Genomic DNA, 26470 nt, shown 5'->3' with positions numbered 1-26470 from the left:
ACCGAAGGACCTCCCGCCATCCGTGGTGCGGGAGGTCCTTCGGCGTTCCCGGGCACAACCGCCGCGCGGGCCGACCGGGTGGCTCCTGCACCTGTTTTGCCCAGCCGTAACGCGCGTGGGGGACTGTCAACGGGCCCCTCAGGTGTTTACGTGGTGTCGGATATTCCGGGATCCGTTATCACGGAGGTGTGTGCCATGGCAGACGCCGCGGTGCGGTTGAAGAGTCTTCTCGAACAGTTGCTGGGGGTTCCGCTCCCGGTGCGCATCCGCGCCTGGGACGGTTCGCAGGCGGGTCCGCCGGGCGCGCCGACCCTCGTCGTACGCAACCGCCGTGCCGTGCGGCGGCTGTTGTTCAAGCCGGGTGAGCTGGGGCTGGCCCGGGCCTGGGTCGCCGGGGACCTGGAGATCGAAGGGGATCTCTACGCCGCCCTCGACCTGCTCGCGGGGCTCGTGTGGGAGCGGGGCGAGGACGCCCGGAGCCTGGCTCAGGCGCTTCGGGACCCCGAGGTGCGCGCCGCGGTGCGCGGGCTCGTCAGGCTCGGCGGAGTGCCGCTGCCGCCCGCGCCGCCGCCCGAGGAGGTGCGCCGGCCGGGCCATCTGCACACCAAGCGCACCGACAAGCGTGCCATCAGCCACCACTACGACGTCGGCAACGACTTCTACGAGATCGTCCTCGGCCCGTCCATGGTGTACTCCTGCGCCTACTGGCCCGCCCCGGACAGCACCCTGGAGACCGCCCAGCGCGACAAGCTCGACCTCGTCTGCCGCAAGCTCGGCCTGAAGCCCGGCATGCGGCTGCTCGACGTCGGCTGCGGCTGGGGCTCCATGGCGATGCACGCCGCCCGCGAGTACGGCGTGAGCGTCGTCGGCATCACCCTCTCCCAGGAGCAGGCCGCCTACGCCCGCAAGCGCGTCGCCGACGAGGGGCTCACCGACCGGGTGGAGATCCGGGTCCAGGACTACCGGGAGGTCGGCGACGGGCCCTATGACGCCATCTCCTCCATCGGCATGGCCGAACACGTCGGCGCCGAGCGGTACCTGGAGTACGCCGATGTGCTGCACCGCCTGCTCAAGCCCGGCGGGCGGCTGCTCAACCACCAGATCGCCCGGCGCCCGCAGCGCGACGAATCGTCCTACGAGGTCGACGATTTCATCGACGCCTATGTGTTCCCCGACGGCGAGCTCCAGCCCGTCGGAGTCACCGTCGCCCAGTTGGAGCGCGCCGGTTTCGAGGTGCGCGACGTCGAGTCGATCCGGGAGCACTACGCCCTGACGCTGCGCCGCTGGGTGGCCAACCTGGAGGCCGACTGGGCGCGCGCGGTCAGGCTCAGCGGCTTCGGGCGCGCCCGGGTGTGGCGGCTGTACATGGCCGCCTCCGCGCTGGCCTTCGAGCGTAACCGCATCGGCGTGAACCAGGTGCTGGCGGTGCGAACCCCCGAATCCGGTGACTCCGGGATGGCGCTGCGCGCCCGCAAGTGGGGCGAACCCGAGGGCCGTTGAGCCGGACGCAAGCCGAAGGGCCGGGCCCCTGACGGGGAAGCCCGGCCCTTCGGTGCGTCGAGGCGCTACTCGGCCTTGATCGCGTTCAGCATGTTGAGCTTCGCGGCGTTGCGGGCCGGCCACATCGCGGCCAGGACGCCCACCAGACCGGCCAGCACCAGGAAGATCCCGATCCGGTCCCAGGGCAGGACCAGCGCGTAGCCCGGGATCTGGTCGGCGAAGGTCTCGCCGATCGCCCAGCCGAGGAACGAGCCGAGACCGATGCCGACCACCGCGCCGAACACCGAGATGACCACGGCCTCCAGCCGGACCATCCGCTTCACCCGGCGCCGGTCGAGACCGATCGCCCGCAGCATGCCGATCTCCTGCTGCCGCTCGAACACCGACATCGCGAGGGTGTTGACGACGCCCAGCACCGCGATGATCAGGGCCATCGCCAGCAGGCCGTACATGATGTTCAGCAGGGTGTTGATGGCGCCGCCGAACTCGTTGCGGATGTCCTGCCGGTCCATGACGGTGATCGCGGGGTTGTCGCCCAGCGCGTCGATGAGGACCTTCTCGTTGGCCGAGGACTGGCCGCCGTCGACCTTCACGAAGATCTGCCGGATGTACGGCTTCGCCTCGTGCTCGTCGACCACCTCGGTGTCGATGAGGACGGGCGAGAGGAACTCGCTGTCCTTGTAGACGGCGCCGACCGTCAGCGTGGCCTTCTTCTCGTCGGCGAAGGTGAAGGAGACGCTGTCGCCGGGCTTCCAGCCCTTGCTCTTCGCCGTCTTCTCGGCGACCGCGATCTGCCCCTTCGCGAGCGAGTCGACGTTGCCGCTGACGACGTCGACGTTCAGGACCCGCTGGATGTCGCCCGGGGTGACCGCGGAGGCGGACACGTAGTCGTCGCCGGCCTGGAGATAGGCGTCCTGCTGCGGGGAGACCGCGGAGACGCCCTTGGCCTTCTCCAGCGCCGTCAGCGCGGACTGGTCGAGGTCCCCGCCGTTCGCCATCGAGACCATGTAGTCGGCCTTGATGTTGTCCGTGGTCATCTTGTCGATGGCCGTGCCGACCGTGATGCCGAGCACCGACAGACCGGTCACCAGCGTCAGTCCGATCGCCAGCGCCGAGGCGGTGGCTCCGGTACGGCGCGGGTTGCGGACCGCGTTCTGGCCGGCCAGCTTGCCGGCCACTCCGAAGGGGCCGACGAGCAGCGGGCGGACGAGCGCGATCACGGGCCGGGACAGCAGCGGGATCAGGATGATCACGCCGATCAGCGAGAAGAACGCGCCCGCCCCGATGTACATCCGGCCGTCGTCGCCGCCGGTCGAGGCGCCCAGCACGATCCCGGCCGCGCCGAGGGCGGTGATGGCCGTGCCGATGGAGTTGCGCAGCACCAGCGACTTGGTGGTGGCCACCGCGTGGAGGCTGTTCATGGCGGCCACCGGCGGGATCTTCGCGGCCCGGCGGCCGGGCAGCCAGGCGGCGAACATCGTGATCAGCACGCCGACCGCGACGGCGGCGATCACCGGCGTGGCGGACAGGATCAGCGGGCCGTCCGGGATCTTCATCTCGAACGCGGCCATGCCGGAGCGCAGACCGACCGCGAGGCCGATGCCGAGGACGAAGCCGATCACCGAGGCGACCAGGCCGACCACCGCGGCCTCGGCGAGCACCGAGCGGGTGATCTGCTTGCGCGACGCACCGACGGCGCGCATCAGGGCGATCTCCTTCGTGCGCTGGGCGACCAGCATCGTGAAGGTGTTGGAGATCAGGAAGACGCCGACGAACAGCGCGATGCCGGCGAACCCGAGCAGGACCTGCTTGAGGTTGCCCATGCCCTGCTCGATCTGCTCGGCCTGCTCGTCCGCGAGCGCCTTGCCGGTCTGGGCGTCGGCGGTGTCGGGCAGCAGCGGCTTGACCGCGGCCAGGATCTTCGCGTCGTCGGCGCCGGGGGCGGCGGTGACGGTGACGCTCTCGAAGTAGCCCGGCTTGAGGTACTGCTTCTGGGCGACCGCGGTGTCGAAGAGGACGAGGCTGCCGCCGGCGTTCACGGCGCCGTCCTCGGTGGTGAAGACACCGCTGAGGGTGTACTCCTTCACCGGGCCGTTGGTGGCGACGCGCACCCGGTCGCCGACCTGGTACTCGCCCTTGGTCGCGGACTCCTTGTCCAGGGCGATCTGATCGTCCTTCACCGGGCCGGAGCCGTCGGTGAAGGTGTAGGCGCTGTCCTTGCCGTCCTTGCCGGGGGCGAAGTTGGAGCCCTTGTTGGACCAGCCGACGCCGATCAGCTTCCCGTCGGGGTCGGCGACCCCGGCGAAGCCCTCGACGCGGCCGTACGCGCCGTCGACGCCGTCGACGGCGGTGATCCGGTCGAGGGTCCTGCCGGAGAGGCCGGGCTCTTCCTTGGGGTTGTCCGGGTCGGCGTGCGAGGTGACGGAGACGGCGACGTCGTCGTAGCTCTTCGCCGACTGGTTGCGGAAGGCGTTGGAGAGGGTGTCGGCGAAGACCAGGGTGCCGGAGACGAACGCGACGCCGAGCATCACGGCGAGCACGGTCATCAGGAGCCGGGCCTTGTGCGCGAGAACGTTGCGCAGGGCGGTGCGGAACATCAGCTGGTGCGGCCCTTCGCGTCGAACTGCTTCATGAAGTCGAGCACGTTGTCCGCGGTCGGCCGGTACATCTCGTCGACGATGCGTCCGTCGGCCAGGAACACCACGCGGTCCGCGTACGCGGCGGCCACCGGGTCGTGGGTCACCATCACGACCGTCTGACCCAACTCCCGTACGGAGTTGCGAAGGAAGCCCAGCACCTCGGCGCCGGAGCGCGAGTCGAGGTTTCCGGTCGGCTCGTCGCCGAAGATGATCTCGGGGCGGGAGGCGAGGGCGCGGGCCACCGCGACGCGCTGCTGCTGGCCGCCGGAGAGCTGGGCGGGGCGGTGCTTGAGCCGGTCGGAGAGACCGATCATCCGGATCACCGAGTCCACCCACTGCTGGTCCGGCTTGCGGCCCGCGATGTCCATCGGGAGGGTGATGTTCTCCAGCGCCGTCAGCGTCGGCAGCAGGTTGAACGCCTGGAAGATGAAACCGATCTTGTCCCGGCGCAACTTGGTGAGCTGCTTGTCCTTCAGGGTGCCGAGTTCGGTGTCGCCGATGCGCACGGAACCGGAGGAGAAGGTGTCCAGACCGGCGACGCAGTGCATCAGCGTGGACTTGCCGGAGCCGGAGGGGCCCATGATCGCGGTGAACTCGGCCTGCCGGAAGTCGACGGAGACCCGGTCCAGGGCGACCACCTGGGTCTCGCCCTGTCCGTAGATCTTCGACAGATCCGTGGCCCGCGCGGCCACGGTCGTGGCCCGGTCGGCGATGGGTGCGGTGGTCACGAGAAGGACGCTCCTATGGGGACGGCGGTGTGTTCGACGTACGTATCCATCGTCCCGGCCGTCCGGCGCCGTGTAGTCCGTCCCTGTTCCGGTTCCGAAGGCAGACTGCGGATGGACCGGAGGCGGCCGCGTCATACCTGAGGATGACGGCGACCCCTGACACCCGTTCGCATCGGGAACAGGTGGAGCGTCCTTGTTCGGGCGGTGAAATTCCGTCATTCCGCATGCGCCGCCGACCGCCGCACGGAAGGCTATTGGCAAGTGCGGATGGCGTGTTCCGCGGGCTGATGCACCCTCAGACGTCAATAAAATAAGACAACATCAGTCCGCCCGTCCGCTGTTCGGGGGATGTATCCCGATAGGCTCGGGACCTCGATGCGGAGCCCATGGCCTGCCCAGATGGTGGAATGCAGACACGGCGAGCTTAAACCTCGCTGCCCCTTCGCGGGCGTGCCGGTTCAAGTCCGGCTCTGGGCACTTCCGACACCCCTCCCTTCCTTCAAGAGTTGACCCCGGTTCAGGAGTTCCCGCACAACCGTTGACAGCGGATGCGCCCGGACGGAGACTCGCACGAAGATGGTGAATAAAACTTCACCATACGAACAGTGTGAAGGGAAGCGACCGATGCGCACCACCGTCGGCATCATCGGAGCGGGCCCCGCCGGCCTCCTCCTCGCGCGCCTGCTCCATAACGCCGGCATCGACTCGGTCGTCCTGGAGAGCCGCGACCGGGCCTACGTCGAGCACCGCCAGCGCGCCGGAATCCTGGAGCAGGGCACGGTGGATGTGCTGCGCGCGGCCGGCGCCGGGGAGCGGATGGACCGCGAGGGCCTGCCGCACGACGGCATCGAGCTGCGGTACGACCGCAAGCGCCACCGCGTCGACTTCCCCGCCCTCACCGGCGGCCGCTCGGTGATGGTGTACGCCCAGACCGAGGTCTGCAAGGACCTCATCGCCCTCCAGTCGAAGGAGGGCGGCCCGCTGCTGTTCGAGGCGGAGGCGCTGGCCGTGGAGGGCGCGGACACCGCCGCCCCGCGCGTGCGCTTCCGGCGCAACGGCGTCGAGGACGTCCTCGAATGCGACTACGTCGTCGGCTGCGACGGCTTCTGGGGCGTGGCCCGCAGGGCGATCCCCGAGGACCTGGTCCGGGTCTTCGAGCGGACGTACCCCTTCGGCTGGCTCGGCATCCTCGCCGATGTCGCCCCCTCCCACGACGAGCTGGTCTACGCCCGCCACGACCGCGGCTTCGCCCTGCTGTCCATGCGCTCCCCGTCGGTCTCCCGCCTCTACCTCCAGGTGCCCGAGGGCACGGAGGCGGACTCGTGGAGCGACGACGAGATCTGGGCCGAGCTGGAGCGTCGCTTCGAGACCGCCGACGACTGGCACCTCGAGCGCGGCCCCATCACCCAGAAGTCCGTCACGCCCATGCGCTCCTACGTCCACGAACCCATGCGGCACGGGCGGCTCTTCCTGGCCGGTGACGCGGCCCACATCGTGCCGCCCACGGGCGCCAAGGGGCTGAATCTCGCCATCGGTGACGTCGTCACCTTCGCGCGGGCGCTGACGCACGAGAGGCGGACGGGCTCGCCCGCACTCCTCGACGCCTACTCGGAGACCTGTCTGCGCCGCGTCTGGCAGGCCGAGCGGTTCTCCTACGACATGACGACACTGCTGCACCGTGCCCCGGGCGCCACGCCGTTCGAGGACCGGCTCCAGCTGGCGCGGCTGGAGCGGATCGCGGCGTCGAGGGCCGCCGAGACCGACCTCGCCGAGGCGTACACCGGGTTTCCGTTCGGGTGACGGGCGGTGAAGGCCGGGGGAGTGATCTCCGTCAGGTTCCGGCCACGTCGCAGGTTGGTCATGAATGAGCCCCGTCGTGGCTGGGAATCACCCGGCCGCGTAGCGTGTTGGCCAGCACGACGAGGGAAAGATCCTCCCCAAGCACTAGGGTCAATCCTTTGCCTACCTATTACTCTTGAGCCAAGGCCGCGCACGGCGGCCATGGAGGAGTGAAATGAGGAGCAGCAACCCGGTCTTCTCGCGACGGGGGTTCAGCCGCGACAACGGCTACGCGGGCTTCAACACCGCGCCGCAGGCCGGGGGCGCCGCTGTCGGCACGCAGGGCAACCCTTACGCCCAGCCGCAGGCCGGCAACCCGTACGCGCAGAACCCGTACGCCCAGCAGGCCCCGTACGGCGCACCGCCGCAGGCCCCGGCCACCACCGGTCGCATGACGATGGACGACGTCCTCATGCGCACCGGCACCACGCTCGGCATCCTGATCGTCACCGCCGCGCTCGCCTGGGCGCTGCTGCCGGTCGACGACGCCAACATCAGCCGGTCCTACGGCATCGCGATCGCTGCCGGCCTGGTCGGCATGGTCCTGGCGCTCGTCCAGTCCTTCAAGCGCAAGGCGTCGCCCGCGCTGATCCTGTCGTACGCCGCGCTCGAGGGTGTGTTCCTCGGTGTGGTCTCCAGCGTCGTCGACAACCGCATCGCCAGCGGTGCGGCCATGCAGGCCGTGCTCGGCACGCTCGCGGTCTTCGCCGCGGTGCTGGTGGCCTACAAGGCGGGCTGGATCCGCGTCAACCGACGGTTCGTCGGCTTCGTGATGGCGGCCGCGCTCGGCTTCATCGCCCTGATGGCGATCAACCTGCTGTTCGCGGTCTTCGGCGGCGGTGACGGCCTCGGCTTCCGCAGCGGCCCGCTCGGCATCCTGTTCGGCGTCATCGGCATCCTGCTCGGCGCCTGCTTCCTCGCCCTGGACTTCAAGCAGGTCGAGGACGGCATCGCCTACGGCGCGCCGCGCGAAGAGGCCTGGATGGCGGCCTTCGGCCTCACCATGACGCTGGTGTGGATCTACATGGAGTTCCTGAGGCTCATCTCGATCCTCAACAGCAGCGACTGACCCTCCTTCGGTCACGGCACCGCCGTGAGCGAGACATGACCAAGGGCCCCGGGTTCTCCCGGGGCCCTTCGTCGTCCCGGTGCGCGCTCAGAGCAGTTTGCGCGCGGCCCTCCTCAGGTCGTACTCGTGGATGAGCGCCTTCGCGTGGCCGTACGCGAGGTTGTGCTCGTGGCGGAGCCAGCTGACCTTCTCCTCGAAGTTGAAGAGAGCGGGGCCTTCTTCGACTGCGCGCAACCAGTCGGCGACTTCACGACCGGTGCAGTGGGGGATGCGGGCGAGCATGTTGCGGTGGGTCTCCTCGGAGAGGACGTGGGACATCGGCGCCTCCGGACGCAAAGGGGATGTAAGCCGGTCCTTCAGGTCACCGTGCCTGAGCGTTCGCCCGTTGGCAACAGTCGCGTACGCTCACGGCGTGGTTGATACGACGCGTCTGACCCGAGCCGTAGATCACTTCGCCGACCGGTTGCGGGCGGCACCGCAGAGCCGGCTGCAGAGAAGTGCCGCCGCGGAGGCGCTGGCGCTGGCCAGGGAGTTCGCCCGGCGGGCGCAGATTCTGGAGGCACCGGGGTCGGAGCCCCGGGAGATGCCCGACGCCGGGATGTTCGCGGCGGCCGACCAAGTCATCGTCGCCGTCCACGACTTGGCCCTCGTACTCACGGACGAGGGGGAGGTCGAGGAGGCGGTGCGGCTGGTGGAGGAGGCGCAGAAGCGGGCCGGGGTGTGAGCCCTGGGGCCTAGAGGGACGCTATGACCCGGTCGGCCAGGATGTAGACGTTCTCCTCGCCGCACGCGAACGTCAGCGTGTACGCGCCCGAGATGCCCGAACCGCCCAGCAGTACCGGCGTCTCGCCCGCGCGCAGCGCCGTCGCCAGTCGCTCGGCCGTCTCGCGGTGGCCCGGCGTCATGCACAGGGTGGTGCCGTCGGCGAAGACGTAGACGTCGAGGGTGCCCAGGGGGCCGGGGCGGACGTCGGTCAGCTCGGTGGCGGAGGCGGCCAGGTCCTCAAGGGTGGCCACGGTGCGCTCATGGTCGTTCACCACCGGCGACGGGGCCGGGACGAAGTCCGGGTGGGAGGGGTGTCGGCGGCGGGCCGCGGCCAGTTCGGGGGACTCCCCGGCGAACTCGTCGGGCTCGGCGGTCGGCTCGGTCACCGGCTCCAGGTGCTCAAGACCCGCGAAGTCGGCCTGCCGGGGCAGGAAGAGCTCGCTGTCGGAAAGACCCAGCAGCGTGGGAGCGTCGGAGGCGTCACGGGCCTCCTGGGCTGCCCAGAAGGCGCGCGCCTCGGCCAGTTCCCGCTCGCGTTCCTCGGCGAGCGCCTCGGCCACCGCCGCGCGTATCTCATCGGTGTCGGCGGAGACACGGGCCTGCGGGACGAGACCACGGGCCGTGGCGGCGTTGTTCTGTGCCAGCTCGGTGTGCAGGGCCGCGACCTGTCGGCGCAGCCCCATGAGGGTGCGCAGGACGGCGACGCCCACGGCGCCGGTGGCGGCCGTGGTGAGCAGCAAAGCAATCGGCATGGCGCTCACTGACGTACTCCCGGTTCAAAGTCGACCCCCGACTTCCTACATCAGCTTGAAGGGCGGACTATCCAGCTGTCAGTGCGTAAGGTCACGAAACGGACAGGGATTTGGGTCTGGGGTTTGGTGCTGAAACTGTTCTGACCTGCGTAAATCCCTCCGCGAAGGGAGATAGGTCACATCCTGGGGGAGATTGGATCACAAAACGGCCCAGAACCTTGGAGTTTCTCGGGTTCTGGGCCGAAGGCTCACGCTGGGTCGTGCGGCGACTACGCAGACAGTCGCTCTCGGGGGGTCAGCTCAGGCGCTCGATGACCATCGCCATGCCCTGGCCGCCGCCGACGCACATCGTCTCCAGACCGAACTGCTTGTCGTGGAACTGGAGGGAGTTGATGAGCGTGCCGGTGATGCGGGCGCCGGTCATGCCGAAGGGGTGGCCCACGGCGATGGCGCCGCCGTTGACGTTCAGCTTGTCCAGGTCGATGCCCAGGTCGCGGTAGGAGGGGATCACCTGGGCGGCGAACGCCTCGTTGATCTCGACCAGGTCGATGTCACCGATGGTGAGGCCGGCGCGGCGCAGCGCCTGGTTGCTCGCCTCGACCGGGCCGAGACCCATGATCTCGGGGGACAGGCCGGAGACGCCGGTGGAGACGATGCGGGCGAGCGGGGTGAGGCCGAGCTCGCGGGCCTTGGTGTCGGACATGATCACGACCGCGGCGGCGCCGTCGTTGAGGGGGCAGCAGTTGGCGGCGGTGACGAGACCGTCGGGGCGGAAGACCGGCTTCAGGCCCTGGACGCCCTCCATGGTGACGCCGGCGCGCGGGCCGTCGTCCTTGGCGACGACGGTGCCGTCGGGGAGCGTCACCGGGGTGATCTCGCGCTCCCAGAAGCCGTTCTTGATGGCTTCCTCGGCGAGGTTCTGAGAGCGGACGCCGAACTCGTCCATGTCCTGGCGGGTGACGCCCTTGGACCGGGCCAGGTTCTCGGCGGTCTGGCCCATCGCGATGTAGGCGTCCGGCACGAGGCCGTCCTCGCGCGGGTCGTGCCAGGTGGTGCCCTCCTGCTGGGCGACCTCGGCGGTGCGGGCCTCGGCCTCGGCGAAGAACGGGTTGTGGGTGTCCGGGAGGCTGTCGGAGTTGCCCTTGGTGAAGCTGGAGACCACCTCGACGCCCGCCGAGATGAAGACGTCGCCCTCGCCGGCCTTGATGGCGTGCAGGGCCATGCGGGAGGTCTGCAGCGACGACGAGCAGTAGCGCGTGACGGTGCAGCCCGGGAGGTGGTCCATGCCCATCTGCACGGCGACGATACGGCCGAGGTTGTTGCCCTGCTCGCCGCCGGGCAGACCGCAGCCGAGCATCAGGTCGTCGATGTCGCGCGGGTCCAGCTCGGGAACCTTGGCGAGCGCGGCCTGGATGATCGTGGCGGTCAGGTCGTCCGGACGCAGGTCCTTGAGGGAGCCCTTGAAGGCGCGGCCGATGGGGGAGCGGGCGGTCGAGACGATCACGGCTTCGGGCATCACGGCTCCATGGGCATACCGGGGGGTCGGGCAGGACTGTGAGGGAAGTTACCCGTACGTACGGACAAGGTCACGGGCATGGCGGTGTGACCCTTGCCGCAATTTAATAAGCGCTTGCTTTCCTCGCCGGGCCGGGCACTCCGGGATCGGCCGGTCCCGAAGCGCCGGTCCCGAAGCGCCGGTGCGGCTACGACGACGGTGTCACCGGGGCCCGGTCCGGTTCCGGGACGCGCCGCCGGCGGCGGCGCTTGAGCAGGGCCCAGGGGCCCTTGGGGCCCGTCTGCATGGCGGCCGTGACCTCCGTGCCCGCCTCCGAGGCCGCCTCGGCCGCTGCCCGGGCCACCGGCAGGAAGCCCTCGCGGCGGGTGACGTCGGGGCGCTCCTCCTCCGCCGGCCACAGGCCCAGCGTGGCGCAGACCGTCGGCAGGACCGCCATGGCCGCGGTGGCGTAGCCCTCCGCCGAGGGGTGGTAGTTGTCGGGGCCGAAGAGCTCGCGCGGATTCGCCTCGAACTCCGGGCCCAGCAGATCGCCGAGCGACACCGTACGGCCGCCCTGCTCGACGGCGCCGATCGTCTGGGCCGCCGCCAGCTGACGGGAGGCGCGCCGGGCCAGCCAGCGCAAGGGCTGCTGCACCGGCTCGATGGTGCCCAGGTCGGGACAGGTGCCGACCACCACCTCCGCGCCGGCCGTGCGCAGTCGCCGTACCGCCGAGGAGAGGTGGCGCACGGAGCGCGTGGCGGGCATCCGGTTGGTGACGTCGTTCGCGCCGATCATGATCACGCAGACGTCCGGCGTCAGGGCCGGGTCGGCCAGGATCAGGGCCACCTGGCGGTCCAGGTCGTCCGAGCGGGCGCCTGGCAGGGCCACGTTGCGCAGGACCACCGGCCGTTCCGCCACCGCCGCCAGACCCGACGCCAGCAGCGCGCCCGGGGTCTGGCCCGCGCGGTGCACGCCCTGGCCCGCGGCCGTCGAGTCACCCAGCATCGTCAGCCGCAGCGGCTGTTCCCCGGGGGTCGCGTAGAGGTGGCCGTAGCGGCCGTCGGCGTTCGGCACGTGGTTGCTCGTGCCGTTGCCCACGTGACGCCGGGCCATCCGCACCTCGGCGAGCAGCAGGCCCACGGTCGCCGCGCCGGCCAGACCGATGCCGCCTCCGCCGTACGCGGCGCCCGCCGCGATCCGCCGGGCCACCCTCGCCCTAGACATGCTCGTCATGCGTCGCCGCCACCTCCTCGTAGCCGTACATCAACTGCTTGCCCCGCACGGACCGTCGCCCAATCCCAACGACGAGTGAACGACCTTCACCGGACCCCCGCGGGCCGCAGGGCCTAGGCTGGCGTAACCACTACGACCACCCTTTTTGCAGCATCCGGAGACAACGGTGCATTTCCACGACTCGATGATCAGTCTCGTCGGCAACACCCCGCTGGTGAGGCTCAACAACGTGACCAAGGGCATCCAGGCCACCGTCCTGGCCAAGGTCGAGTACTTCAACCCGGGCGGATCCGTGAAGGACCGCATCGCCCTGCGCATGATCGAGGCCGCCGAGGAGAGCGGTGCGCTCAAGCCCGGCGGCACCATCGTCGAGCCGACCAGCGGCAACACCGGCGTCGGCCTCGCGATCGTGGCTCAGCAGAAGGGGTACAAGTGCATCTTCGTGTGCCCCGACAAGGTCAGCACCGACAAGATCAACGTGCTGCGGGCCTACGGGGCCGAGGTGGTCGTCTGCCCGACCGCCGTTGACCCCGAGCACCCGGACTCGTACTACAACGTCTCCGACCGCCTCGTCCGTGAGACGCCGGGCGCCTGGAAGCCGGACCAGTACTCCAACCCCAACAACCCGCTCTCCCACTACCACTCCACCGGCCCCGAGCTGTGGGAGCAGACGGAGGGGAAGATCACCCACTTCGTGGCGGGCGTGGGCACCGGCGGCACCATCTCCGGCACCGGCCGCTATCTGAAGGACGCCAGCGACGGCAAGGTGCAGGTCGTCGGCGCCGACCCCGAGGGCTCGGTGTACTCCGGCGGTTCCGGGCGGCCGTATCTCGTCGAGGGCGTCGGTGAGGACTTCTGGCCGACCGCCTACGACCGGACCGTCGCCGACGAGATCGTCGCCGTGTCCGACAAGGACTCCTTCCAGATGACCCGCCGCCTGGCCAAGGAGGAGGGCCTGCTGGTCGGCGGCTCCTGCGGCATGGCCGTCGTGGCCGCCCTGGAGGTCGCCGAGCGGCTCGGCCCGGACGACGTCGTGGTCGTGCTGCTGCCCGACAGCGGCCGCGGCTACCTCAGCAAGATCTTCAACGACGAGTGGATGGCCGACTACGGCTTCCTGGAGGACGAGGGCCCGAACGCGCGCGTCGCCGACGTCCTCAACGACAAGGAGCACGGCGCCATCCCCTCCCTCGTCCATATGCACCCGGACGAGACGGTCGGTCAGGCCATCGAGGTGCTGCGCGAGTACGGCGTCTCGCAGATGCCGATCGTGAAGCCGGGCGCCGGTCACCCGGACGTCATGGCGGCCGAGGTCGTCGGGTCGGTCGTCGAACGGGAGCTGCTGGACGCCCTGTTCACCAAGCGGGCCTCCCTCGACGACCCGCTGGAGAAGCACATGTCGGCGCCGCTGCCGCAGGTCGGCTCGGGCGAGCCGGTCGGCGACCTGATGTCGGTGCTGGGCGGGGCGGACGCGGCGATCGTGCTGGTCGAGGGCAAGCCGACCGGTGTGGTCAGCCGGCAGGACCTGCTGGCGTTCCTGGCCAAGGGCGGGAAGTAGCGGCGAACCTGCGGTGAACGGGACGCGTCCGCGGCGAACCTGCGGTGGCCGGGGCCGCTCGGACCGTCGCGGAACTGGTACGAGCGCGACACGTTCACGCAGCACCCGCTTAACACGGGTCCGGCACATTAGTGGGTGTCGGCAGGGCGGGAGCGGCTCCCCGCCCGAGCCGGCGCCGAACGTCCAAGGACCTCCGGAGCGGCTCCCGGACCTCCATGGACGCCACGGACGCGCAAGCCCGGCCCTGACCCGGCCCGCGTCCTTCGCGGGGACCGCCGTCGTCCCGCCCCCCGGCAACGGGGGTGCGGCGGTCCCCGCGCACATCCCTTCCGGCGAGGAGAGCTACACCCCTGCGGTGGCCCAACTCCCCAGCAGCGCAAGCCTCTCGGCCGTGTCCGAGCCTCGCTGCGGTGTGTACACCACCACCGTCTGCTCCGGTTCCGTCGGGACGGTCAGTGTCTCGAAGTCGAGGGACAACAGGCCCGCGAGCGGATGGTCGATGCTCTTGCTGCCGGCCAGGCAGGCCTGGACCTCGTGGTCCGCCCACATGCGGCGGAAGTCCTCGCTCCTGCCGCACAGTTCTCCGACGAGGGTGTTCAGTTCGGGGTCGTCGGGGCGGCGGCCGGCGTTCAGTCGCAGATGCGCGACCGCCTGGGCCGCGATGCCCGGCCAGTCCGGGTAGAGGTCGTGGGCGGCCGGGTCGAGGAAGACGTGCCGGGGGATGTTGCGGTCCTCAGGGGCGGTGTCGCCGTAGCCGTTCACCGTGCCGGCGAGGGAGTTCCACGCGAGGACGTCCATACGCGGGCCCATCACGAAGGCCGGTGTGCGCTCCATGCTGTCCAGCAGCGCCTGGATGCCGGGGCGGACCCGTGTCGCCTCCGGCCGGCGTGGGCCGCGGCGGCGGGGCCGGGCCACCGTGTACAGATAGGCGTGCTCCGTCTCGTCCAGCCGCAGAACCCGCGCGATGGCGTCCAGAACGGCATCCGAGACGCTCGGCCCCCGGCCCTGTTCCAGCCGGACGTAGTAGTCGACGCTCACCCCGGCCAGCTGCGCCACCTCCTCGCGGCGCAGGCCCGGGACGCGGCGCCGCCCGTACGAGGGCAGGCCCACCTCCTCCGGCCGGATCCGGCCGCGGCGCGAGCGCAGGAAGTCTCCCAGGTCCCCGTCCATGGGTTCGAGCGTAGCCGCGCGCCCGGCCGTGAGCCTGGTACTGCCAGACACAGGAACAACGCATCCCTGGGTAGGGCGGGCGCGGCGGCCGAGGCTGAGGGGTGTTCGCAGGCCGCCGGGCAGAGGCCCCGGCGGCTCCCTCACCAGGAGGAGTCCCATGTCGTACGAGAACCTGACCGGCCGTACCGCCGTCGTGACCGGAGCGGCGAGCGGGATCGGCGAGGCCGTCGCCGTGCTGCTCGCGGAGCGGGGCGCACGGGTCGCGCTGCTGGCCCGGCGCGAGCAGCGGCTGGACGAGGTCGCCGCGAAGATCACCGCGGGCGGCGGCAGCGCGCTGGCCGTCGTCGCGGACGTCACCGACGACGCGTCCGTGGCCGCCGCCGTGGCACGGATCCACGAGGCGTACGGGCCCGTCGACCTCGTCGTCAACAACGCCGGCGTCATGCTGGGCAACCCCGTGGAGGCGGGGCGGCTCGACGAGTGGCAGCGGATGATCGACACCAATGTGACCGGGGTGCTGCGCGTCATCCGGGCGTTCACCGGCGATCTGGTGGCGGCGGCCGGCGAGGGCCGCACGGCCGACCTGGTCGAGATCTCGTCCGTCGGCGCGCATCTCGCGTTCCCCAACTACGCGGTGTACGGGGCGACGAAGGCCGCCGTCACGCATCTTTCCCAGTGCCTGCGCACCGAGTTCGGGCCGCGTGACGTGCGGGTGACCAATGTGGAGCCGGGGTTCGTGGAGAGCGAGCTGCGGCTGCACACCGACAACGCCGAGGTGTCGGGGCAGGTCGACGGCATGCTCGAAGCCGTGGGCACGCTGGCCGCCGAGGAACTCGCCGATGTGGTGGCGTACGCGGTGAGCCGGCCGAGGCATGTGAACCTGCGGCAGATCATGGCGATGCCCACCCGGCAGGCGTGAGCCCGCCGGTCCGCCGGGAGGCTCAGTCCTCCCAGCGGTCCTCGTCCTTGGCCCTGTGGCGCCAGCCCCGGAACAGACCGGGGTTGGTGCGGGCCGCCTGGACGACGTTGACGCCGACGATGCCGACCCAGCTGACCAGCAGGCCGGGCAGATGGGCGGTGCCGGCGCCGATCGCGGACAGCGGGATGGCCAGGACCAGCGAGACGATGCCGAAGCCGAAGCGCTCGCCGAAGGTGTCCGTGGACTTCGGCGAGCGCGCGCCCCGCGCCGCCACCATCTGCTGCTCGGCGAGCTGGCGTCGCAGCCGGCGCTCGACAGCCCCGTCGATGCGCTGGTCGACCTTCTCCATGAACGAGTCGACCAGCGCGGACTCGTAGTCGTCGCCCAGTTCCCTGCGTGCCTGCAAGGTGGCGTTCAGTTCCTTCTTGAGCTCGGTGTCCCGCGCGTCCATTCCGGTCATACCCCCAAGTTAGGCAGCGGGGGGTACGACCGCACTGGGGTTAGCCCCCCTGTTCGTCGGGGGGTGCGTCAGGGGGTGCCGTCACTTCACCAGGCCGTGCTCCTCGGCGTAGGCGTTCGCCACGTCCTCCGGGTCCTTCTTGTCCTTGTCGACCAGCCGGTTCAGCTCGGTGAGCTGCTCGGTGGTCAGGGTGTTGCCGAGTTCGGCGAGGGCCTTGCGGACCGTGGAGTCGGCCTTGCGGTCGGCGATGAGGGGGACGACGTGCTGGCCGGGGATGAGGTTCTTGGGGTCGCTCAGCACCACCCAGTCGTTGGCCTGGATGTCGGTGTCCGTGGTGAACAGGTTCGCCACGTCCACGTCGCCCTTCTTCAGGGCGCCCTTGACCAGCGGCCCGGAGGAGTCCAGCGACTTGAACTCCTTGAACTCCACGCCGTAGACGTCCTTCAGGCCGACGGCGCCGACCTCCCGCTTCTTCACCTCGGGCGCCGCGCCGATGACCAGCTTGCCGTTCTGCTTCTTCAGGTCGGCGAGCGAGGTCAGGCCGTACTTCTCGGCCGTCTCACGGGTGACGACGAAGGCGTCGGAGTCCTCGGCCATGCCGTACGGCAGCACCTGGAGGCCGTTGGGGAGGGCGACGGTGAGGGCGTTCTGCATCTCGCCCTCCTCGGTCGCCTTCGCCTTGGGGGCGACGTAGTGCAGCAGGGCGCCCTGGTACTCGGGGAGCAGGTCGATGTCGCCGCCCTTGAGGGCCGGGATGAGGATCTCGCGGGTGCCGAGGTTGGGGCGGACGCCGACCTTGACGCCGGCCGCCTCCAGGACGGCGGCGTACAGGTATCCGAGCACCTGGTTCTCGGTGAAGTTGGCGGTGCCGATGGTGATGCCGCCCTTGCTGGAGCCGCCGCCGGAGCCGGCGGAGCCCTGGCCGTCGAGCGAGGTGATGCCGCCGGAGCAGGCGGCGAGGGCGGGGACGGAGGCGGCTGCGAAGAGGCCGCCGAGGAGCGTGCGTCGGTTCATCGGGAGGTTCATCGAGAGGTCCCTAGGCAGTGCGGTGGCGGAAGAGGAAGCGCTGGAGGCCGGAGAGGGCGAGGTCCAGGGCGACGGCGACCACGGCGACCAGGACCGCGCCGCCGAGCACCTGCACGAGGTCGCGCTGGGCGAGGCCGTCGAAGACGTAGCGGCCGAGGCCCCCGAAGGAGACGTACGCGGCGATGGTGGCCGTGGCCACGACCTGGATCAGCGCCAGGCGCAGGCCCGTCATGATCAGCGGCAGGGCGAGCGGCAGTTCCACCTGGAGGAGGACCTGGTGGCCGCGCATGCCCTGGCCGCGCGCCGCGTCCTTCACGTCCGGGTCGACGGCCGTCATCCCCGCGTAGGTGTTGGTGACGATCGCCGGGACCGCGAGGGCGACCAGCGCCACGTAGACCGGGAGCATGGACAGCCCGCCGGCCAGGAAGACCAGCACGACCAGGCCGACGGTCGGCAGGGCGCGGCCGAAGGACGCGAGGTTGATCGCGAGGAAGGCGCCCTTGCCGGTGTGGCCGATCAAGAGGCCGAGGGGGAGGCCGATCGCCGCCGCGATGAGCGTGGCGAGCAGCGAGTACTGGAGGTGTTCGGCCAGGCGGTGCGCGATGCCGTCGGAGCCGGACCACTGCTCGCCGGCGACCAGCCAGGCGCCGAGGTTCTTGAAGAGTTCGTACATGTCAGGCTCGCCGCCTCCGCCACGGGGTCAGGACGTACTGAAGGCCCACCAGCAGCGCGTCGGCGACGACCGCGAGGAGCAGGGTGAGGACCACTCCGACGATCACCGGGGTGGGGAAGTTGCGCTGGAAGCCGTCGGTGAAGAGCTGGCCGAGGCCGCCGTCGCCGATGTAGGTGGCGACCGAGACCAGGGAGATGGACATGACGGTCGCGATCCGGACGCCGGCCATGATCACGGGCAGCGCGAGGGGGAACTCGACGGTGAGGAGCGTGCGCAGGGGGCGCGTGCCCATCGCCTTCGAGGCCTCCTTCACCTTCACGGGGACCGAGTCCAGGCCCTCGACGGTGTTCCGCAGCAGCACGACCAGGGTGTAGACCGTCAGGCCGATCACGGTGGTGGTGCGGGTCAGGCCCGAGACGGGGAGCAGCAGTACGAAGATCGCGATCGAGGGGATCGTGAACAGGACGTTCGACAGGCCCAGCAGGAAGCCGCGCAGGGGGCGGATCCGGTGGGCGATCACCGCGAGGGGCAGCGAGATCAGGACGCCGAGGAAGACGGCGCCGAGCGCGGCCTGGAGGTGGGAGACCGTCAGGGTGGTGAGGTCGTCGGTGTGGTCGCCTATCCACGACCAGTCGACGCTCATGCCGACACCCTGGCTTCCGTGTGCGCCTGGCCCGCGTGCTCGTGGATGTCGTCGCGGGAGGAGACACCGGTGAGCCGGCCGTCCGCGTCGACGCGGGCTATCAGACCGTTGGGGGAGGCGACGGACTCGTTGAGGGCGGACAGCAGCGAGTCGCCGTCCTTCAGCGGCCGTACGGGGATCTCGGTGTCCTTCGACGCCCAGTGCAGGGGCCTGTTCGCTGCGTCGAGCACCAGGCTCCAGGTGTCGCCCTCCGGCGCCGGACCCTGCGGGACGTCCGCGAGGGTGCGCAGCGACAGCAGCTTCAGACCGCGCTCGGCGCCGAGGAAGTCGGCCACGAAGTCGTCGGCGGGGCGGGCGAGCAGCTCGGCGGGGGAGGCGCACTGGACCAGGTGGCCGCCGGTGCGGAAGATCGCGATCTGGTCGCCGAGCCGGACGGCCTCGTCGACGTCGTGCGTGACGAAGACGATGGTCTTGCTCAACTCCTTCTGGAGCCGCAGCAGTTCGTCCTGGAGCTGGGTGCGCACCACGGGGTCGACCGCGCCGAACGGCTCGTCCATCAGGAGCACGGGCGGGTCGGCGGCGAGTGCGCGGGCGACGCCTACGCGCTGCTGCTGGCCGCCGGAGAGCTGGTGCGGGTAACGCTTGCCGGCGTCGGCCGCGAGACCGACGGTCTCCAGCAGCTCCGCCGCCCGGGCGCGGGCCCTGCCGCGGCTCCAGCCGAGGAGCAGTGGCACGGTGGCGATGTTGTCGAGGACCGTGCGGTGCGGGAACAGGCCCGCCTGCTGGATGACGTACCCGATGGAGCGGCGCAGCTCGGCGGCGTCCTGCCGGGTGACGTCCTTGCCGCCGACCTGGATGGTGCCCGAGGTCGGCTCCACCATCCGGTTGATCATCCGCAGCGTGGTCGTCTTGCCGCAACCGGAGGATCCGACCAGGACGGTCACGCCGCCCTCCGGCATCTCCAGGGAGAGATCGTGGACTGCTGTCGTGCCGTTGGGGAAGCGCTTGTGGACCGCGTCGAACTGGATCATGAGATGTCCCTTGCCCGGCTGTATAACGTCATGCAGAGTTCTTGGTAGCTGAATAGGTTGTCAACGGGTTGGTGTAAATCCGGAGTAACGGATGACCGAAGAGCAAGACGGGATGTCCGGATTGAGGGGAGATTGGGCTTGATGTCGTCTCGGATCGTGGACACGCCGGATGTCGTGTCTCCTGGGCACACCGGCCTCGTAGTCCTCGACGGGATCGGGCTGGGGGTCGAGGACGTCGCACGCCTCGCCGCCGGGGCCGCCCGGCCGGTCCCCGCGACCGACGCGATGAAGCGGGCCGAGGAGTCCTGGGATGCGGCCCGTCTCATCGCCGCGACCGGCCGCGTCTACGGCCGCTCCACCGGCGTGGGCGCGAACCGGAACGAGGACGTGCCCACCGAGGCCGCCGCCGAGCACGGCCTGCGACTGCTGCGCAGCCACGCCGGCGCCATCGGCGAGGAACTGCCCGCCCGGCAGGTGCGGGCCATGCTCGCCGTACGCGCCAACCAGCTCCTGGCCGGGGGCGCGGGCCTGCGCCCCACGGTCATCACCGCCATGTGCGAGGCGCTTCAGAGCGGCGCCCACCCGGTCGTGAACGAGTTCGGCTCGGTCGGCACCGGCGACCTCGCGGCGCTCGCGCAGACCGGCCTCGCCCTGGCCGGTGAGCACCCTTGGCGCGGCTCCGGAGCGCCGCAGCCGCAGCCGCTGGACAACAACGACGCCCTCGCGTTCATCAGCAGCAACGCCCTGACCCTCGGCCAGGCCGCCCTCGCCCTGCACGAACTGCGCGGCCTCATCGCCGCCACCCAGGTCGTCGCCGCCCTGTCACTGCTCGCCGTCGACGGCTCCCACGAGGCGTACGCCGCCCCCGTGCACACCGCCCGGCCGCACCGGGGCAGCACCGAGGTCGCCCGCCGGATGCGGGAGCTGATCGGCGCCGAGGACCGGCCCACCCCACCGCTGGGCCGCATCCAGGACCCGTACGGCTTCCGCTGTCTGCCCCAGATCCACGGCCCCGCGCACGACGCCGCCGACGCCCTGGAGCAGGTGCTGGAGGTGGAGATCAACGCCGCTGCCGAGAACCCCCTCATCTCCCCCGAGGACATGGCCGCCTACCACCACGGCGGCTTCTACCAGGCCCAACTCGCACTCGCCCTGGACCACTTCCGGCTGGCGCTGACCCAGGTGGCCCGGCTGTCGACGTCCCGGCTTTCCACCCTGAACGAGCCCGCCTACACCCGCCTCAAGCCCTTCCTCGCCGACCAGGAACCCGCCTCGTCCGGCGTGATGATCCTGGAGTACGCCGCCGCTGCCGCCCTCGGCGACCTGCGTGCCTTCTCCGCCCCCGCCTCGCTCGGCCACGCTGTACTCTCCCGGGGCGTGGAGGAGCAGGCCAGCTTCGCCTCGCTCGCCGCGCGGCAGACACTGCGCGCGTGCGGTGCGTACCGTCTCGTAGTCGGCTGCGAACTCGTCGCCGCGGTACGGGCGTTGCGCCAGCGCGGCCTCAGGCCCGAGGCTGAGCTTCCGATCGGCCGGGCGATGGAGCTGGCCGATTCGGTGCTCGACGACGACCTGGCCGACCGTCCGCTCACGGGCGACGTGACGGCGGCGGCCGCACTGCTTGACCGGTTCACGGAGATCTTCAGGGGGAGCGCGGCATGAGCGCGGACAGGAACACGAACGGGACGGACAGCCCCGCCGCGCGACTTCAGGCGCTCTTCGAGGGGCACCGGCTCACGCCGACCCAGCGGCGCATCGCGCACAGCATGGTGCGGCGGGCCGCCGACGTGCCGTTCCTGTCCAGCGTCGAGCTGGCCGAACTCGCCGGGGTCAGCCAGCCGTCCGTGACCCGCTTCGCCGTCGCCCTCGGCTTCGACGGCTACCCGGCGCTGCGCAGGCACCTGCGCGAGGTCGCGCCCGTGGAGCAGGCCCCGGACGCCGGCTCGTACAACGAGTACCAGCAGGCCGTCGAGGCCGAGATCGAGAACCTGCGGCATCTGGCGGAGGTGCTCGCCGACCCGCGCCCGGTGCAGAAGGCCGGCCGTCTGCTCTCGGCCTCCCGCCCCCTGCCGGTGCTCGGCCTGCGGGCGGCCGCCTCCCAGGCGTACGGCTTCGCGTACTTCGCCGCCAAGGTCCATCCGGACGTACGGCTGCTGCACGAGGGCGGCACGATGATCCACGACCGGATCGACGCCGCCGTGCGGGCCGGGGCCACGGCCCTGCTCTGCTTCGCGCTGCCCCGGCATCCGCGCGAGGTCGTGGACACCCTCGGCTACGCCAAGGAGGCCGGGCTGACCGTGGTGACGGTCGCGGACTCCGCGTTCGCGCCGGTCGCCAAGGTGTCCGACCTGCTGCTGCCCGCCGCCGTCGGCACGGGCCTCGCCTTCGACACGGCCTGCGCGCCGATGCTGCTGGGCCGGGTCCTGCTGGAGGCCATGTGCGACGACCTGCCGGACGCCCAGGCACGGCTGGAGGAGTTCGACGCGCGGGCGGCGAACCGGGGACTGTTCGTCGAGTGAGTTCCTGAGAGCTTCTTAAGGCTCGTCTCACTTTGGCTGGCTAGCGTGCGCGCACAGCGGCCGGACAGGCAGTGCTGGGACGGGAGGCGGAACGTGGCACGCGGTGGAGGACAGGGACTGGCCCGGGTGGCCGTCGTCGTACGGGCCGGGGCGGGCCCGCTCTGGTGGCTCGGGGTGTTCGCGGCCGGCATCGGCGTGCTGGTGCCGGGCTTCACGGGCCGCAGGATCGGCGTCCTGGCCGGCGCCGCACTGTTCATCGTCACCGCGGTCGTGGTGGCGTCCGTGCGGCGCAGGCGGTATGCCGCGCTGATCGGCGCGGCCGGCCGGGCCGGCAAGCACGACGTGCTCCAGGACCGCGCGGTGGCGGTGCGCAACTGGCGCCGGGGCCACCGCTGGTGGCTGGTGGCGGCGTTCCTCGCCGCGCTCGGCAGCGCTTTCGCGGTGCCGGCGGCCGGCGGGATGCTGCTCGCGGGCTGCGGCGCGGGCCTGCGGCTCAAGGCGGTGTGGCTCGGCCGGCGGGAGCGGGCCGGGAACGCGCTGCTGTGGGTGCGGGTCGACTGGCTCGACGGCCGGGGCGGGCGCCCCGCGGGCAAGGCCGTGAAGGGCTACCGCACCACCGGTGTCGCCGCGGGCGACGCGGCCCCCGGCGGGGCCCGCCGCCGCACCGCGGCGCTCGTCTAGCTCAGACCTCCAGGTCCTCCTCGATCTTCTTCAACTGGTGCCGGGCCATCGCCAGGTTGGCCCGCTTGCCGTCGAGCACCAGATAGAGGAAAAGGCCGTTGCCCCCGCGCCCGGCGATCAGCCTGATCAGGTGGTACTGGTCGGAGAGGGTGATCAGGATGTCCTCGATACCGCCCTTGAGGCCGAGGTGTTCCATGGTGCGCATCTTGGCGCGGACGACGTCGGTGTTGCCGGCGGCGGCGACATTGAGGTCGAAGCTCTTGCTGCCGCCCAGCGTGCCGAGCGCCATCCCGCTGGTGTAGTCGACGAGCGCGACTCCGGTCGCGCCCTCGATCGAAGCGAGGCATTCCTTCAGGGTGGTCTCGGTGTTGGCCATGACGTGTCTTCCTCTCAACTTTCGTTAGTGGTGCGCGCGTTGGCGGTGGTGCGTGCGGAACGCGCGGTCTTCGTGCGAGTGGGCATGGGTTTGGCGGGCTCCTTGGCGGAGCTCCTGGCCGGGCTCCTGCGCGCGGGCAGCGCCTCCGCGTCGACGAGCTCCCCGATGCGGGCACCGGCCCGGCGGCCCTCCAGATGGAGCCGGCCGACGTTGACGCGGTCCGTCGCGAGCAGGGTCAGCACGGCGGTACGGCCCGCCGCGTACGTCGCGACATAGCCGTCGGTGCCGCGGACGAGCAGCTCGCGCAGGTCGCCCCGGCCGGTCGCGTCCGTCATCCGGACGGCGACGCCGAGTGCCGCGGCGGTCAGGGCGGCGAGGCCGTCCGGTTCCACGCCGGGCGTGTCATGGGCGATCACGAGGCCGTCCACGCCGGCCGCGAGCGCTCCGGTCAGCTGGGGCACACGGGCTCTGAGCCGGCGGAACTCGTCGAGTATCGGGGCCTCGGCCGCCATCAGGTTTCTCCTCTCGGCTCGGGACCGCTGCGGTGGGCGAGGCACCCCACCCGGCTCGCGGTCCTCGAAGGGTTTGCGGTCAAAGGGCCTCCAGCGCATCCCTGACCCTCTTCAGCAGCGCGACGTAGGGGTCGGCGGCGGCGTCGGGCGGGGGATCCGGGGCGGGCGGCGGCTGCGGGGACACCAGCCCCGCGGCGGCCAGCCGCCTTATGTGCACCAGCGTGTGGAACGCCGGCCTGCCGAGCGCCCGCGCGATGTCCGCGGCCCTGCGCACGCCGTCCACCCGCTCCAGTACGGCCGCCTGCCGGGACGGCACCGCGGGCGCCGCGACCGGGTCGGCCCGGATCAGGGGCGCCGCGTCGGTCGCCGGGTCGGGCCAGATGCGGCGCAGCAGGGCGCGGCGGCGCAGCGTCTCGTGCTCCAGCTCGGCCACCGGCACCGGATGCACCGAGGCGAGCCAGTGCGCGGTGCCGTAGCGGAAGCGGCCGGGTGTGCTGCTCGGGCCCAGCGCGAAGTAGGCGGCGTCGTACAGGGCGCTGACCTGCGCCAGCTCCAGCGCGCCCGGCGTGACGCCGTGGCTTAGGAGCCGTTCCTTCTCGGCGCCGGCCTCGACGGACTGCCAGGTCTCGGCGTCCAGGAAGCCATGGGTCGTCAGGAGCGTGCCGAGGCTGGGCGCGAGCGGGCTCTCGGCGTGCACGACCCGGCCGTCGGCCAGGTGGAGCGTGCCGTGCTCGCGCTCCAGCACGCCGGTGGCCCGCTCCTCCGCGAGCCGGGTCAGCATCGGCGAGACGCCGCCCCCGGCCTGCTTGAGGGCCACCTGCCGGTCCCGGACCGGCAGCCGGGGCGGCGGGGTGCTCGCGACCACGGTCATCCCAGCACCAGCCGTTCGGCCATCTCACCGAGCCGGATGCGGGCCAGCGCGAGATTGCCGTCCGCGCGGGCCAGCCACAGGTACAGGAACACGCTGCTGTCGAACGACGTCGGCACGAACCGCAGCACGTGGTAGCTGTCCCGGTTGCTGAGGATCAGGTCCTCGACCGGCGGATCCACCGTGTCCGTGTCGTCCTCGGGCCCGAAGGCTCCCTGCTCGGCGGCCAGCCGGGCCAGTTCGGCGGCCTCGGCCGCCGCCGTCTCGTGATCTCCTCCCGGTGGATCGCCCACGGTGCCCAGGGCCAGCCCGCTGGTCCAGTCGACCAGCGCGGCGCCTCGCGCACCGGGCAGCCGCATCGTCTCCAGCAAGCACTCGTCGATTCCGGGCACCGTCGCTCCCCTCCCGCCGCGGGGTTCGGCTGAGTGACGGCCAAACTACGCAACGTGTGTGCGGCGAGTGAGCGTTCGGGCATTTTCCAGTGGAACATGCGCGGGACGACTAAGGTGGGTCAACTGGCCCTGTTTTCACTCCAGTTGATCACGTATGGCCTACTGCTCCGCATCGGTGCGCGTCAACGGTTCTTCGGCGCGCGCAGGGTGGTGAGCGACGCGGCGTGCGCCCCTCCCGATTCGGCCACGATCTCGTCCAGCGACTGCGCCTCGCGCACCGTCGCGAAGGCGATGCCGCCGCCGGCGTCCGGCGCGAAGCCGTGAACGCCGGGCCGGGCAAGGGAGTTGTACGCGTAGTGGTGGGCGAAGTAGTACGCCCCCGTGTCCAGCGCCGCCGCGAAGTCTCCCTGCTCCAGCAACGGCAGCGCACTGCCCTCGGCCAGCAGATCGCCGGAGAAGCAGGCCGGCCCGGCCACGTCCTGCACCACGTCCGGACCGGCCTTCGGGCGCCCCTTGCAGTCGTACGCGGCGATCCGCAGCGGCCAGCTCTCCGGCGCGTACACCGTCCGCGTGGCCACCTGCACGCCCGCGTGCGTGACCGCCACCGGCCGCCCGCCCGCGCTCTTGGCGTACTCGACCCGCGCCACGATCGTCCCGTGCTTGGCGAGCAGCGACCGCCCGAACTCCGTGACCAGGCCGTAGCGCCCGTCGACCAGCCCCGGCACCGCCTCGCTCAGCAGCCGCGCGTACTGCGCGTACGTCGGTGCGGTCGCGTCCGAGGTGAAGTTCACCGGCAGCCCGCCGCCGATGTCGAGCGTGTCGATCTGCCGCCGCCCAATCCGCGCGTTGATCTCCTCGGCCAGCGCGTACGCCTGCGTGACCCCCTGGACCATCAGCGACAGCGGGATGCCCTGCGAGCCGGTGTGCGCGTGCAGCCGGGTCAGCCACGGGCGGTCCCGATACGCCTGTACGACCCACTCCCGGGCCCCCTCGTCGCGCAGCGCCACCCCGAACTTCGAGGTCGCCGTGGCCGTGGAGGTCGCCTCGATCGAACCCCCGCCGACCTGCGGATTCACCCGGATCCCGAGCGGTGAGCGGCTGGCGGCGGAGTCCATCAGGGCGTCGATGCGCGCGAGCTCCTGCGGGTTGTCGGCGTTGACGGCGATGCCCAGTGCCAGCGCCTCACGCAGCTCGGCCGGCGTCTTGGCGGGGGAGTCCAGCACCGTGGCCTCCGGGCCGAGCCCCGCCGCCCGCGCCAGCGCCAGCTCGCCCGGGCTCGCCACCTCCGCGCCGATGCCCTCCTCGCGCAGCAGCCGCAGCACCGGCACCAGCGGGGTCGCCTTCACCGCGAAGGCGTGCAGCACCGGGGTGCCCGGCGCCACCACCGCGTCGAACGCCGCCCGCAGCGCAGCCGCCGACTCCCGGATGCCCGTGACGTCGAGCAGGCCGACGATGGGCGCGGAGGGCCCGAGCAGGCCCTGCTCCACGGCCGCCCGCACCGCCTCGTCGCGCCGGGCCACCCGCTCCGCGTCCCCGGCCGGGATCTCGATTCCGTTGCCCACAACATCCCCCGTCGTGTCGTTGTACGAGCCCATGCATCCAGCCAAACACCCGAGAGACGGCAGTG

The 26470-nt window shown here is 71.2% G+C and carries 26 protein-coding genes and 1 tRNA gene; 10 read left to right on the top strand and 17 right to left on the bottom strand.

What is annotated here, in order from left to right; all coding sequences use genetic code 11:
• Nucleotides 1-195 precede the first annotated feature (195 nt).
• Nucleotides 196-1500 (top strand): SAM-dependent methyltransferase, encoded by a 1305-nt coding sequence (locus PGH47_RS17580; RefSeq protein ID WP_271664217.1) that lies wholly within the window; start codon nt 196-198, stop codon nt 1498-1500.
• A 65-nt stretch (nt 1501-1565) separates the two neighbouring features.
• Here the strand turns inward: PGH47_RS17580 and PGH47_RS17575 are convergent, their stop codons facing one another.
• A complete protein-coding gene (locus tag PGH47_RS17575) occupies nt 1566-4097 on the bottom strand; it encodes an ABC transporter permease (RefSeq protein WP_271664216.1) in 2532 nt (843 codons plus the stop codon).
• On the bottom strand, nt 4097-4867 hold the full coding sequence (locus PGH47_RS17570; RefSeq protein ID WP_030950468.1) for an ABC transporter ATP-binding protein: 771 nt from the start codon (nt 4865-4867) through the stop codon (nt 4097-4099). The genes PGH47_RS17575 and PGH47_RS17570 overlap by 1 nt, the downstream gene beginning before the upstream one ends.
• Nucleotides 4868-5260: 393 nt before the next feature.
• On the opposite strand from PGH47_RS17570, the gene PGH47_RS17565 reads away from it, so the two are divergent.
• From PGH47_RS17565 to PGH47_RS17555, 3 genes are all read left to right on the top strand, one after another.
• Nucleotides 5261-5344 (top strand) — tRNA-Leu (locus PGH47_RS17565).
• 147 nt (nt 5345-5491) lie between these two features.
• Complete coding sequence (locus PGH47_RS17560) at nt 5492-6667, top strand: 4-hydroxybenzoate 3-monooxygenase (protein WP_271664215.1); 1176 nt, start codon at nt 5492-5494, stop codon at nt 6665-6667.
• Nucleotides 6668-6881: 214 nt separating this feature from the next.
• Nucleotides 6882-7775: a Bax inhibitor-1/YccA family protein gene (locus tag PGH47_RS17555; RefSeq protein ID WP_176576804.1), complete on the top strand. Its 894-nt coding sequence runs from the start codon at nt 6882-6884 to the stop codon at nt 7773-7775.
• Nucleotides 7776-7862: 87 nt separating this feature from the next.
• On the opposite strand, the gene PGH47_RS17550 is transcribed toward PGH47_RS17555, so the two are convergent.
• Complete coding sequence (locus PGH47_RS17550) at nt 7863-8093, bottom strand: DUF4287 domain-containing protein (RefSeq protein ID WP_030950471.1); 231 nt, start codon at nt 8091-8093, stop codon at nt 7863-7865.
• A gap of 94 nt (nt 8094-8187) precedes the next feature.
• On the opposite strand from PGH47_RS17550, the gene PGH47_RS17545 reads away from it, so the two are divergent.
• Nucleotides 8188-8499, top strand: coding sequence for a hypothetical protein (locus tag PGH47_RS17545; RefSeq protein ID WP_176576805.1), 312 nt, complete (start codon nt 8188-8190; stop codon nt 8497-8499).
• Between the two features lie 10 nt (nt 8500-8509).
• On the opposite strand, the gene PGH47_RS17540 is transcribed toward PGH47_RS17545, so the two are convergent.
• The 3 genes from PGH47_RS17540 to PGH47_RS17530 form a co-directional block, all read right to left on the bottom strand.
• A complete protein-coding gene (locus PGH47_RS17540) occupies nt 8510-9301 on the bottom strand; it encodes a hypothetical protein (protein WP_037863950.1) in 792 nt (263 codons plus the stop codon).
• Nucleotides 9302-9587: 286 nt separating this feature from the next.
• Nucleotides 9588-10808 carry an acetyl-CoA C-acetyltransferase gene (locus PGH47_RS17535; protein WP_271664214.1) on the bottom strand — a complete coding sequence of 407 codons (1221 nt, stop codon included), beginning with the start codon at nt 10806-10808 and terminating at the stop codon, nt 9588-9590.
• 187 nt (nt 10809-10995) lie between these two features.
• Nucleotides 10996-12021 (bottom strand): SGNH/GDSL hydrolase family protein, encoded by a 1026-nt coding sequence (locus tag PGH47_RS17530; RefSeq protein WP_269642071.1) that lies wholly within the window; start codon nt 12019-12021, stop codon nt 10996-10998.
• A gap of 166 nt (nt 12022-12187) precedes the next feature.
• Here PGH47_RS17530 and PGH47_RS17525 point away from each other — a divergent pair, with 166 nt between their 5' ends.
• Nucleotides 12188-13576: a cystathionine beta-synthase gene (locus PGH47_RS17525; RefSeq protein WP_030959229.1), complete on the top strand. Its 1389-nt coding sequence runs from the start codon at nt 12188-12190 to the stop codon at nt 13574-13576.
• A 342-nt stretch (nt 13577-13918) separates the two neighbouring features.
• Here the strand turns inward: PGH47_RS17525 and PGH47_RS17520 are convergent, their stop codons facing one another.
• Nucleotides 13919-14746: a helix-turn-helix transcriptional regulator gene (locus PGH47_RS17520; RefSeq protein ID WP_271664213.1), complete on the bottom strand. Its 828-nt coding sequence runs from the start codon at nt 14744-14746 to the stop codon at nt 13919-13921.
• Between the two features lie 157 nt (nt 14747-14903).
• On the opposite strand from PGH47_RS17520, the gene PGH47_RS17515 reads away from it, so the two are divergent.
• Nucleotides 14904-15665, top strand: a complete 762-nt coding sequence (locus PGH47_RS17515) for an SDR family oxidoreductase (RefSeq protein ID WP_271664212.1) — start codon at nt 14904-14906, stop codon at nt 15663-15665.
• A gap of 22 nt (nt 15666-15687) precedes the next feature.
• Here the strand turns inward: PGH47_RS17515 and PGH47_RS17510 are convergent, their stop codons facing one another.
• The 5 genes from PGH47_RS17510 to PGH47_RS17490 form a co-directional block, all read right to left on the bottom strand.
• Nucleotides 15688-16125: a hypothetical protein gene (locus PGH47_RS17510; RefSeq protein WP_107905782.1), complete on the bottom strand. Its 438-nt coding sequence runs from the start codon at nt 16123-16125 to the stop codon at nt 15688-15690.
• Between the two features lie 81 nt (nt 16126-16206).
• On the bottom strand, nt 16207-17139 hold the full coding sequence (locus PGH47_RS17505) for an ABC transporter substrate-binding protein (RefSeq protein ID WP_271664211.1): 933 nt from the start codon (nt 17137-17139) through the stop codon (nt 16207-16209).
• 22 nt (nt 17140-17161) lie between these two features.
• The gene (locus PGH47_RS17500) at nt 17162-17824 is read right to left on the bottom strand and encodes an ABC transporter permease (protein ID WP_271664210.1); all 663 of its coding nucleotides are present in this window, start codon (nt 17822-17824) and stop codon (nt 17162-17164) included.
• Nucleotide 17825: 1 nt separating this feature from the next.
• Nucleotides 17826-18467 (bottom strand): ABC transporter permease, encoded by a 642-nt coding sequence (locus tag PGH47_RS17495; protein WP_271664209.1) that lies wholly within the window; start codon nt 18465-18467, stop codon nt 17826-17828.
• A complete protein-coding gene (locus tag PGH47_RS17490) occupies nt 18464-19498 on the bottom strand; it encodes an ABC transporter ATP-binding protein (protein WP_271664208.1) in 1035 nt (344 codons plus the stop codon). The genes PGH47_RS17495 and PGH47_RS17490 overlap by 4 nt, the downstream gene beginning before the upstream one ends.
• A gap of 141 nt (nt 19499-19639) precedes the next feature.
• Here PGH47_RS17490 and PGH47_RS17485 point away from each other — a divergent pair, with 141 nt between their 5' ends.
• From PGH47_RS17485 to PGH47_RS17475, 3 genes are all read left to right on the top strand, one after another.
• Nucleotides 19640-21157, top strand: coding sequence for an aromatic amino acid ammonia-lyase (locus tag PGH47_RS17485; protein WP_271664207.1), 1518 nt, complete (start codon nt 19640-19642; stop codon nt 21155-21157).
• Nucleotides 21154-22014 carry a MurR/RpiR family transcriptional regulator gene (locus PGH47_RS17480; RefSeq protein WP_269643609.1) on the top strand — a complete coding sequence of 287 codons (861 nt, stop codon included), beginning with the start codon at nt 21154-21156 and terminating at the stop codon, nt 22012-22014. The genes PGH47_RS17485 and PGH47_RS17480 overlap by 4 nt, the downstream gene beginning before the upstream one ends.
• 93 nt (nt 22015-22107) lie before the next feature.
• A complete protein-coding gene (locus PGH47_RS17475; RefSeq protein ID WP_271664206.1) occupies nt 22108-22695 on the top strand; it encodes a hypothetical protein in 588 nt (195 codons plus the stop codon).
• Between the two features lies 1 nt (nt 22696).
• Here the strand turns inward: PGH47_RS17475 and PGH47_RS17470 are convergent, their stop codons facing one another.
• The 5 genes from PGH47_RS17470 to PGH47_RS17450 form a co-directional block, all read right to left on the bottom strand.
• On the bottom strand, nt 22697-23071 hold the full coding sequence (locus PGH47_RS17470) for a hypothetical protein (protein WP_030965085.1): 375 nt from the start codon (nt 23069-23071) through the stop codon (nt 22697-22699).
• 14 nt (nt 23072-23085) lie between these two features.
• Nucleotides 23086-23583, bottom strand: a complete 498-nt coding sequence (locus PGH47_RS17465) for a roadblock/LC7 domain-containing protein (RefSeq protein WP_093746277.1) — start codon at nt 23581-23583, stop codon at nt 23086-23088.
• 79 nt (nt 23584-23662) lie between these two features.
• On the bottom strand, nt 23663-24454 hold the full coding sequence (locus PGH47_RS17460) for a transcriptional regulator (RefSeq protein WP_271664205.1): 792 nt from the start codon (nt 24452-24454) through the stop codon (nt 23663-23665).
• Nucleotides 24451-24843 (bottom strand): hypothetical protein, encoded by a 393-nt coding sequence (locus PGH47_RS17455; protein WP_030951831.1) that lies wholly within the window; start codon nt 24841-24843, stop codon nt 24451-24453. The genes PGH47_RS17460 and PGH47_RS17455 overlap by 4 nt, the downstream gene beginning before the upstream one ends.
• 182 nt (nt 24844-25025) lie before the next feature.
• Nucleotides 25026-26438: a diaminopimelate decarboxylase gene (locus PGH47_RS17450; RefSeq protein ID WP_271664204.1), complete on the bottom strand. Its 1413-nt coding sequence runs from the start codon at nt 26436-26438 to the stop codon at nt 25026-25028.
• Between the last annotated feature and the right edge of the window lie 32 nt (nt 26439-26470).

Origin of the sequence: Streptomyces sp. HUAS 31, assembly GCF_028198125.1 — a bacterium.
Taxonomy (GTDB): domain Bacteria; phylum Actinomycetota; class Actinomycetes; order Streptomycetales; family Streptomycetaceae; genus Streptomyces; species Streptomyces chartreusis.
The sequence above is the reverse complement of the archived record's forward strand: the minus strand, read 5'-3'. Positions and strand labels throughout refer to the sequence as shown.

Coding starts and splice junctions, on each gene's coding strand:
- PGH47_RS17580 (WP_271664217.1), top strand. CDS start 196: ATGGCAGACGCCGCGGTGCGGTTGAAGAGTCTTCTCGAACAGTTGCTG.
- PGH47_RS17575 (WP_271664216.1), bottom strand. CDS start 4,097: ATGTTCCGCACCGCCCTGCGCAACGTTCTCGCGCACAAGGCCCGGCTC.
- PGH47_RS17560 (WP_271664215.1), top strand. CDS start 5,492: ATGCGCACCACCGTCGGCATCATCGGAGCGGGCCCCGCCGGCCTCCTC.
- PGH47_RS17555 (WP_176576804.1), top strand. CDS start 6,882: ATGAGGAGCAGCAACCCGGTCTTCTCGCGACGGGGGTTCAGCCGCGAC.
- PGH47_RS17550 (WP_030950471.1), bottom strand. CDS start 8,093: ATGTCCCACGTCCTCTCCGAGGAGACCCACCGCAACATGCTCGCCCGC.
- PGH47_RS17535 (WP_271664214.1), bottom strand. CDS start 10,808: ATGCCCGAAGCCGTGATCGTCTCGACCGCCCGCTCCCCCATCGGCCGC.
- PGH47_RS17530 (WP_269642071.1), bottom strand. CDS start 12,021: ATGACGAGCATGTCTAGGGCGAGGGTGGCCCGGCGGATCGCGGCGGGC.
- PGH47_RS17520 (WP_271664213.1), bottom strand. CDS start 14,746: ATGGACGGGGACCTGGGAGACTTCCTGCGCTCGCGCCGCGGCCGGATC.
- PGH47_RS17515 (WP_271664212.1), top strand. CDS start 14,904: ATGTCGTACGAGAACCTGACCGGCCGTACCGCCGTCGTGACCGGAGCG.
- PGH47_RS17510 (WP_107905782.1), bottom strand. CDS start 16,125: ATGACCGGAATGGACGCGCGGGACACCGAGCTCAAGAAGGAACTGAAC.
- PGH47_RS17505 (WP_271664211.1), bottom strand. CDS start 17,139: ATGAACCGACGCACGCTCCTCGGCGGCCTCTTCGCAGCCGCCTCCGTC.
- PGH47_RS17500 (WP_271664210.1), bottom strand. CDS start 17,824: ATGTACGAACTCTTCAAGAACCTCGGCGCCTGGCTGGTCGCCGGCGAG.
- PGH47_RS17495 (WP_271664209.1), bottom strand. CDS start 18,467: ATGAGCGTCGACTGGTCGTGGATAGGCGACCACACCGACGACCTCACC.
- PGH47_RS17490 (WP_271664208.1), bottom strand. CDS start 19,498: ATGATCCAGTTCGACGCGGTCCACAAGCGCTTCCCCAACGGCACGACA.
- PGH47_RS17485 (WP_271664207.1), top strand. CDS start 19,640: ATGTCGTCTCGGATCGTGGACACGCCGGATGTCGTGTCTCCTGGGCAC.
- PGH47_RS17480 (WP_269643609.1), top strand. CDS start 21,154: ATGAGCGCGGACAGGAACACGAACGGGACGGACAGCCCCGCCGCGCGA.
- PGH47_RS17470 (WP_030965085.1), bottom strand. CDS start 23,071: ATGGCCAACACCGAGACCACCCTGAAGGAATGCCTCGCTTCGATCGAG.
- PGH47_RS17465 (WP_093746277.1), bottom strand. CDS start 23,583: ATGGCGGCCGAGGCCCCGATACTCGACGAGTTCCGCCGGCTCAGAGCC.
- PGH47_RS17460 (WP_271664205.1), bottom strand. CDS start 24,454: ATGACCGTGGTCGCGAGCACCCCGCCGCCCCGGCTGCCGGTCCGGGAC.
- PGH47_RS17450 (WP_271664204.1), bottom strand. CDS start 26,438: ATGGGCTCGTACAACGACACGACGGGGGATGTTGTGGGCAACGGAATC.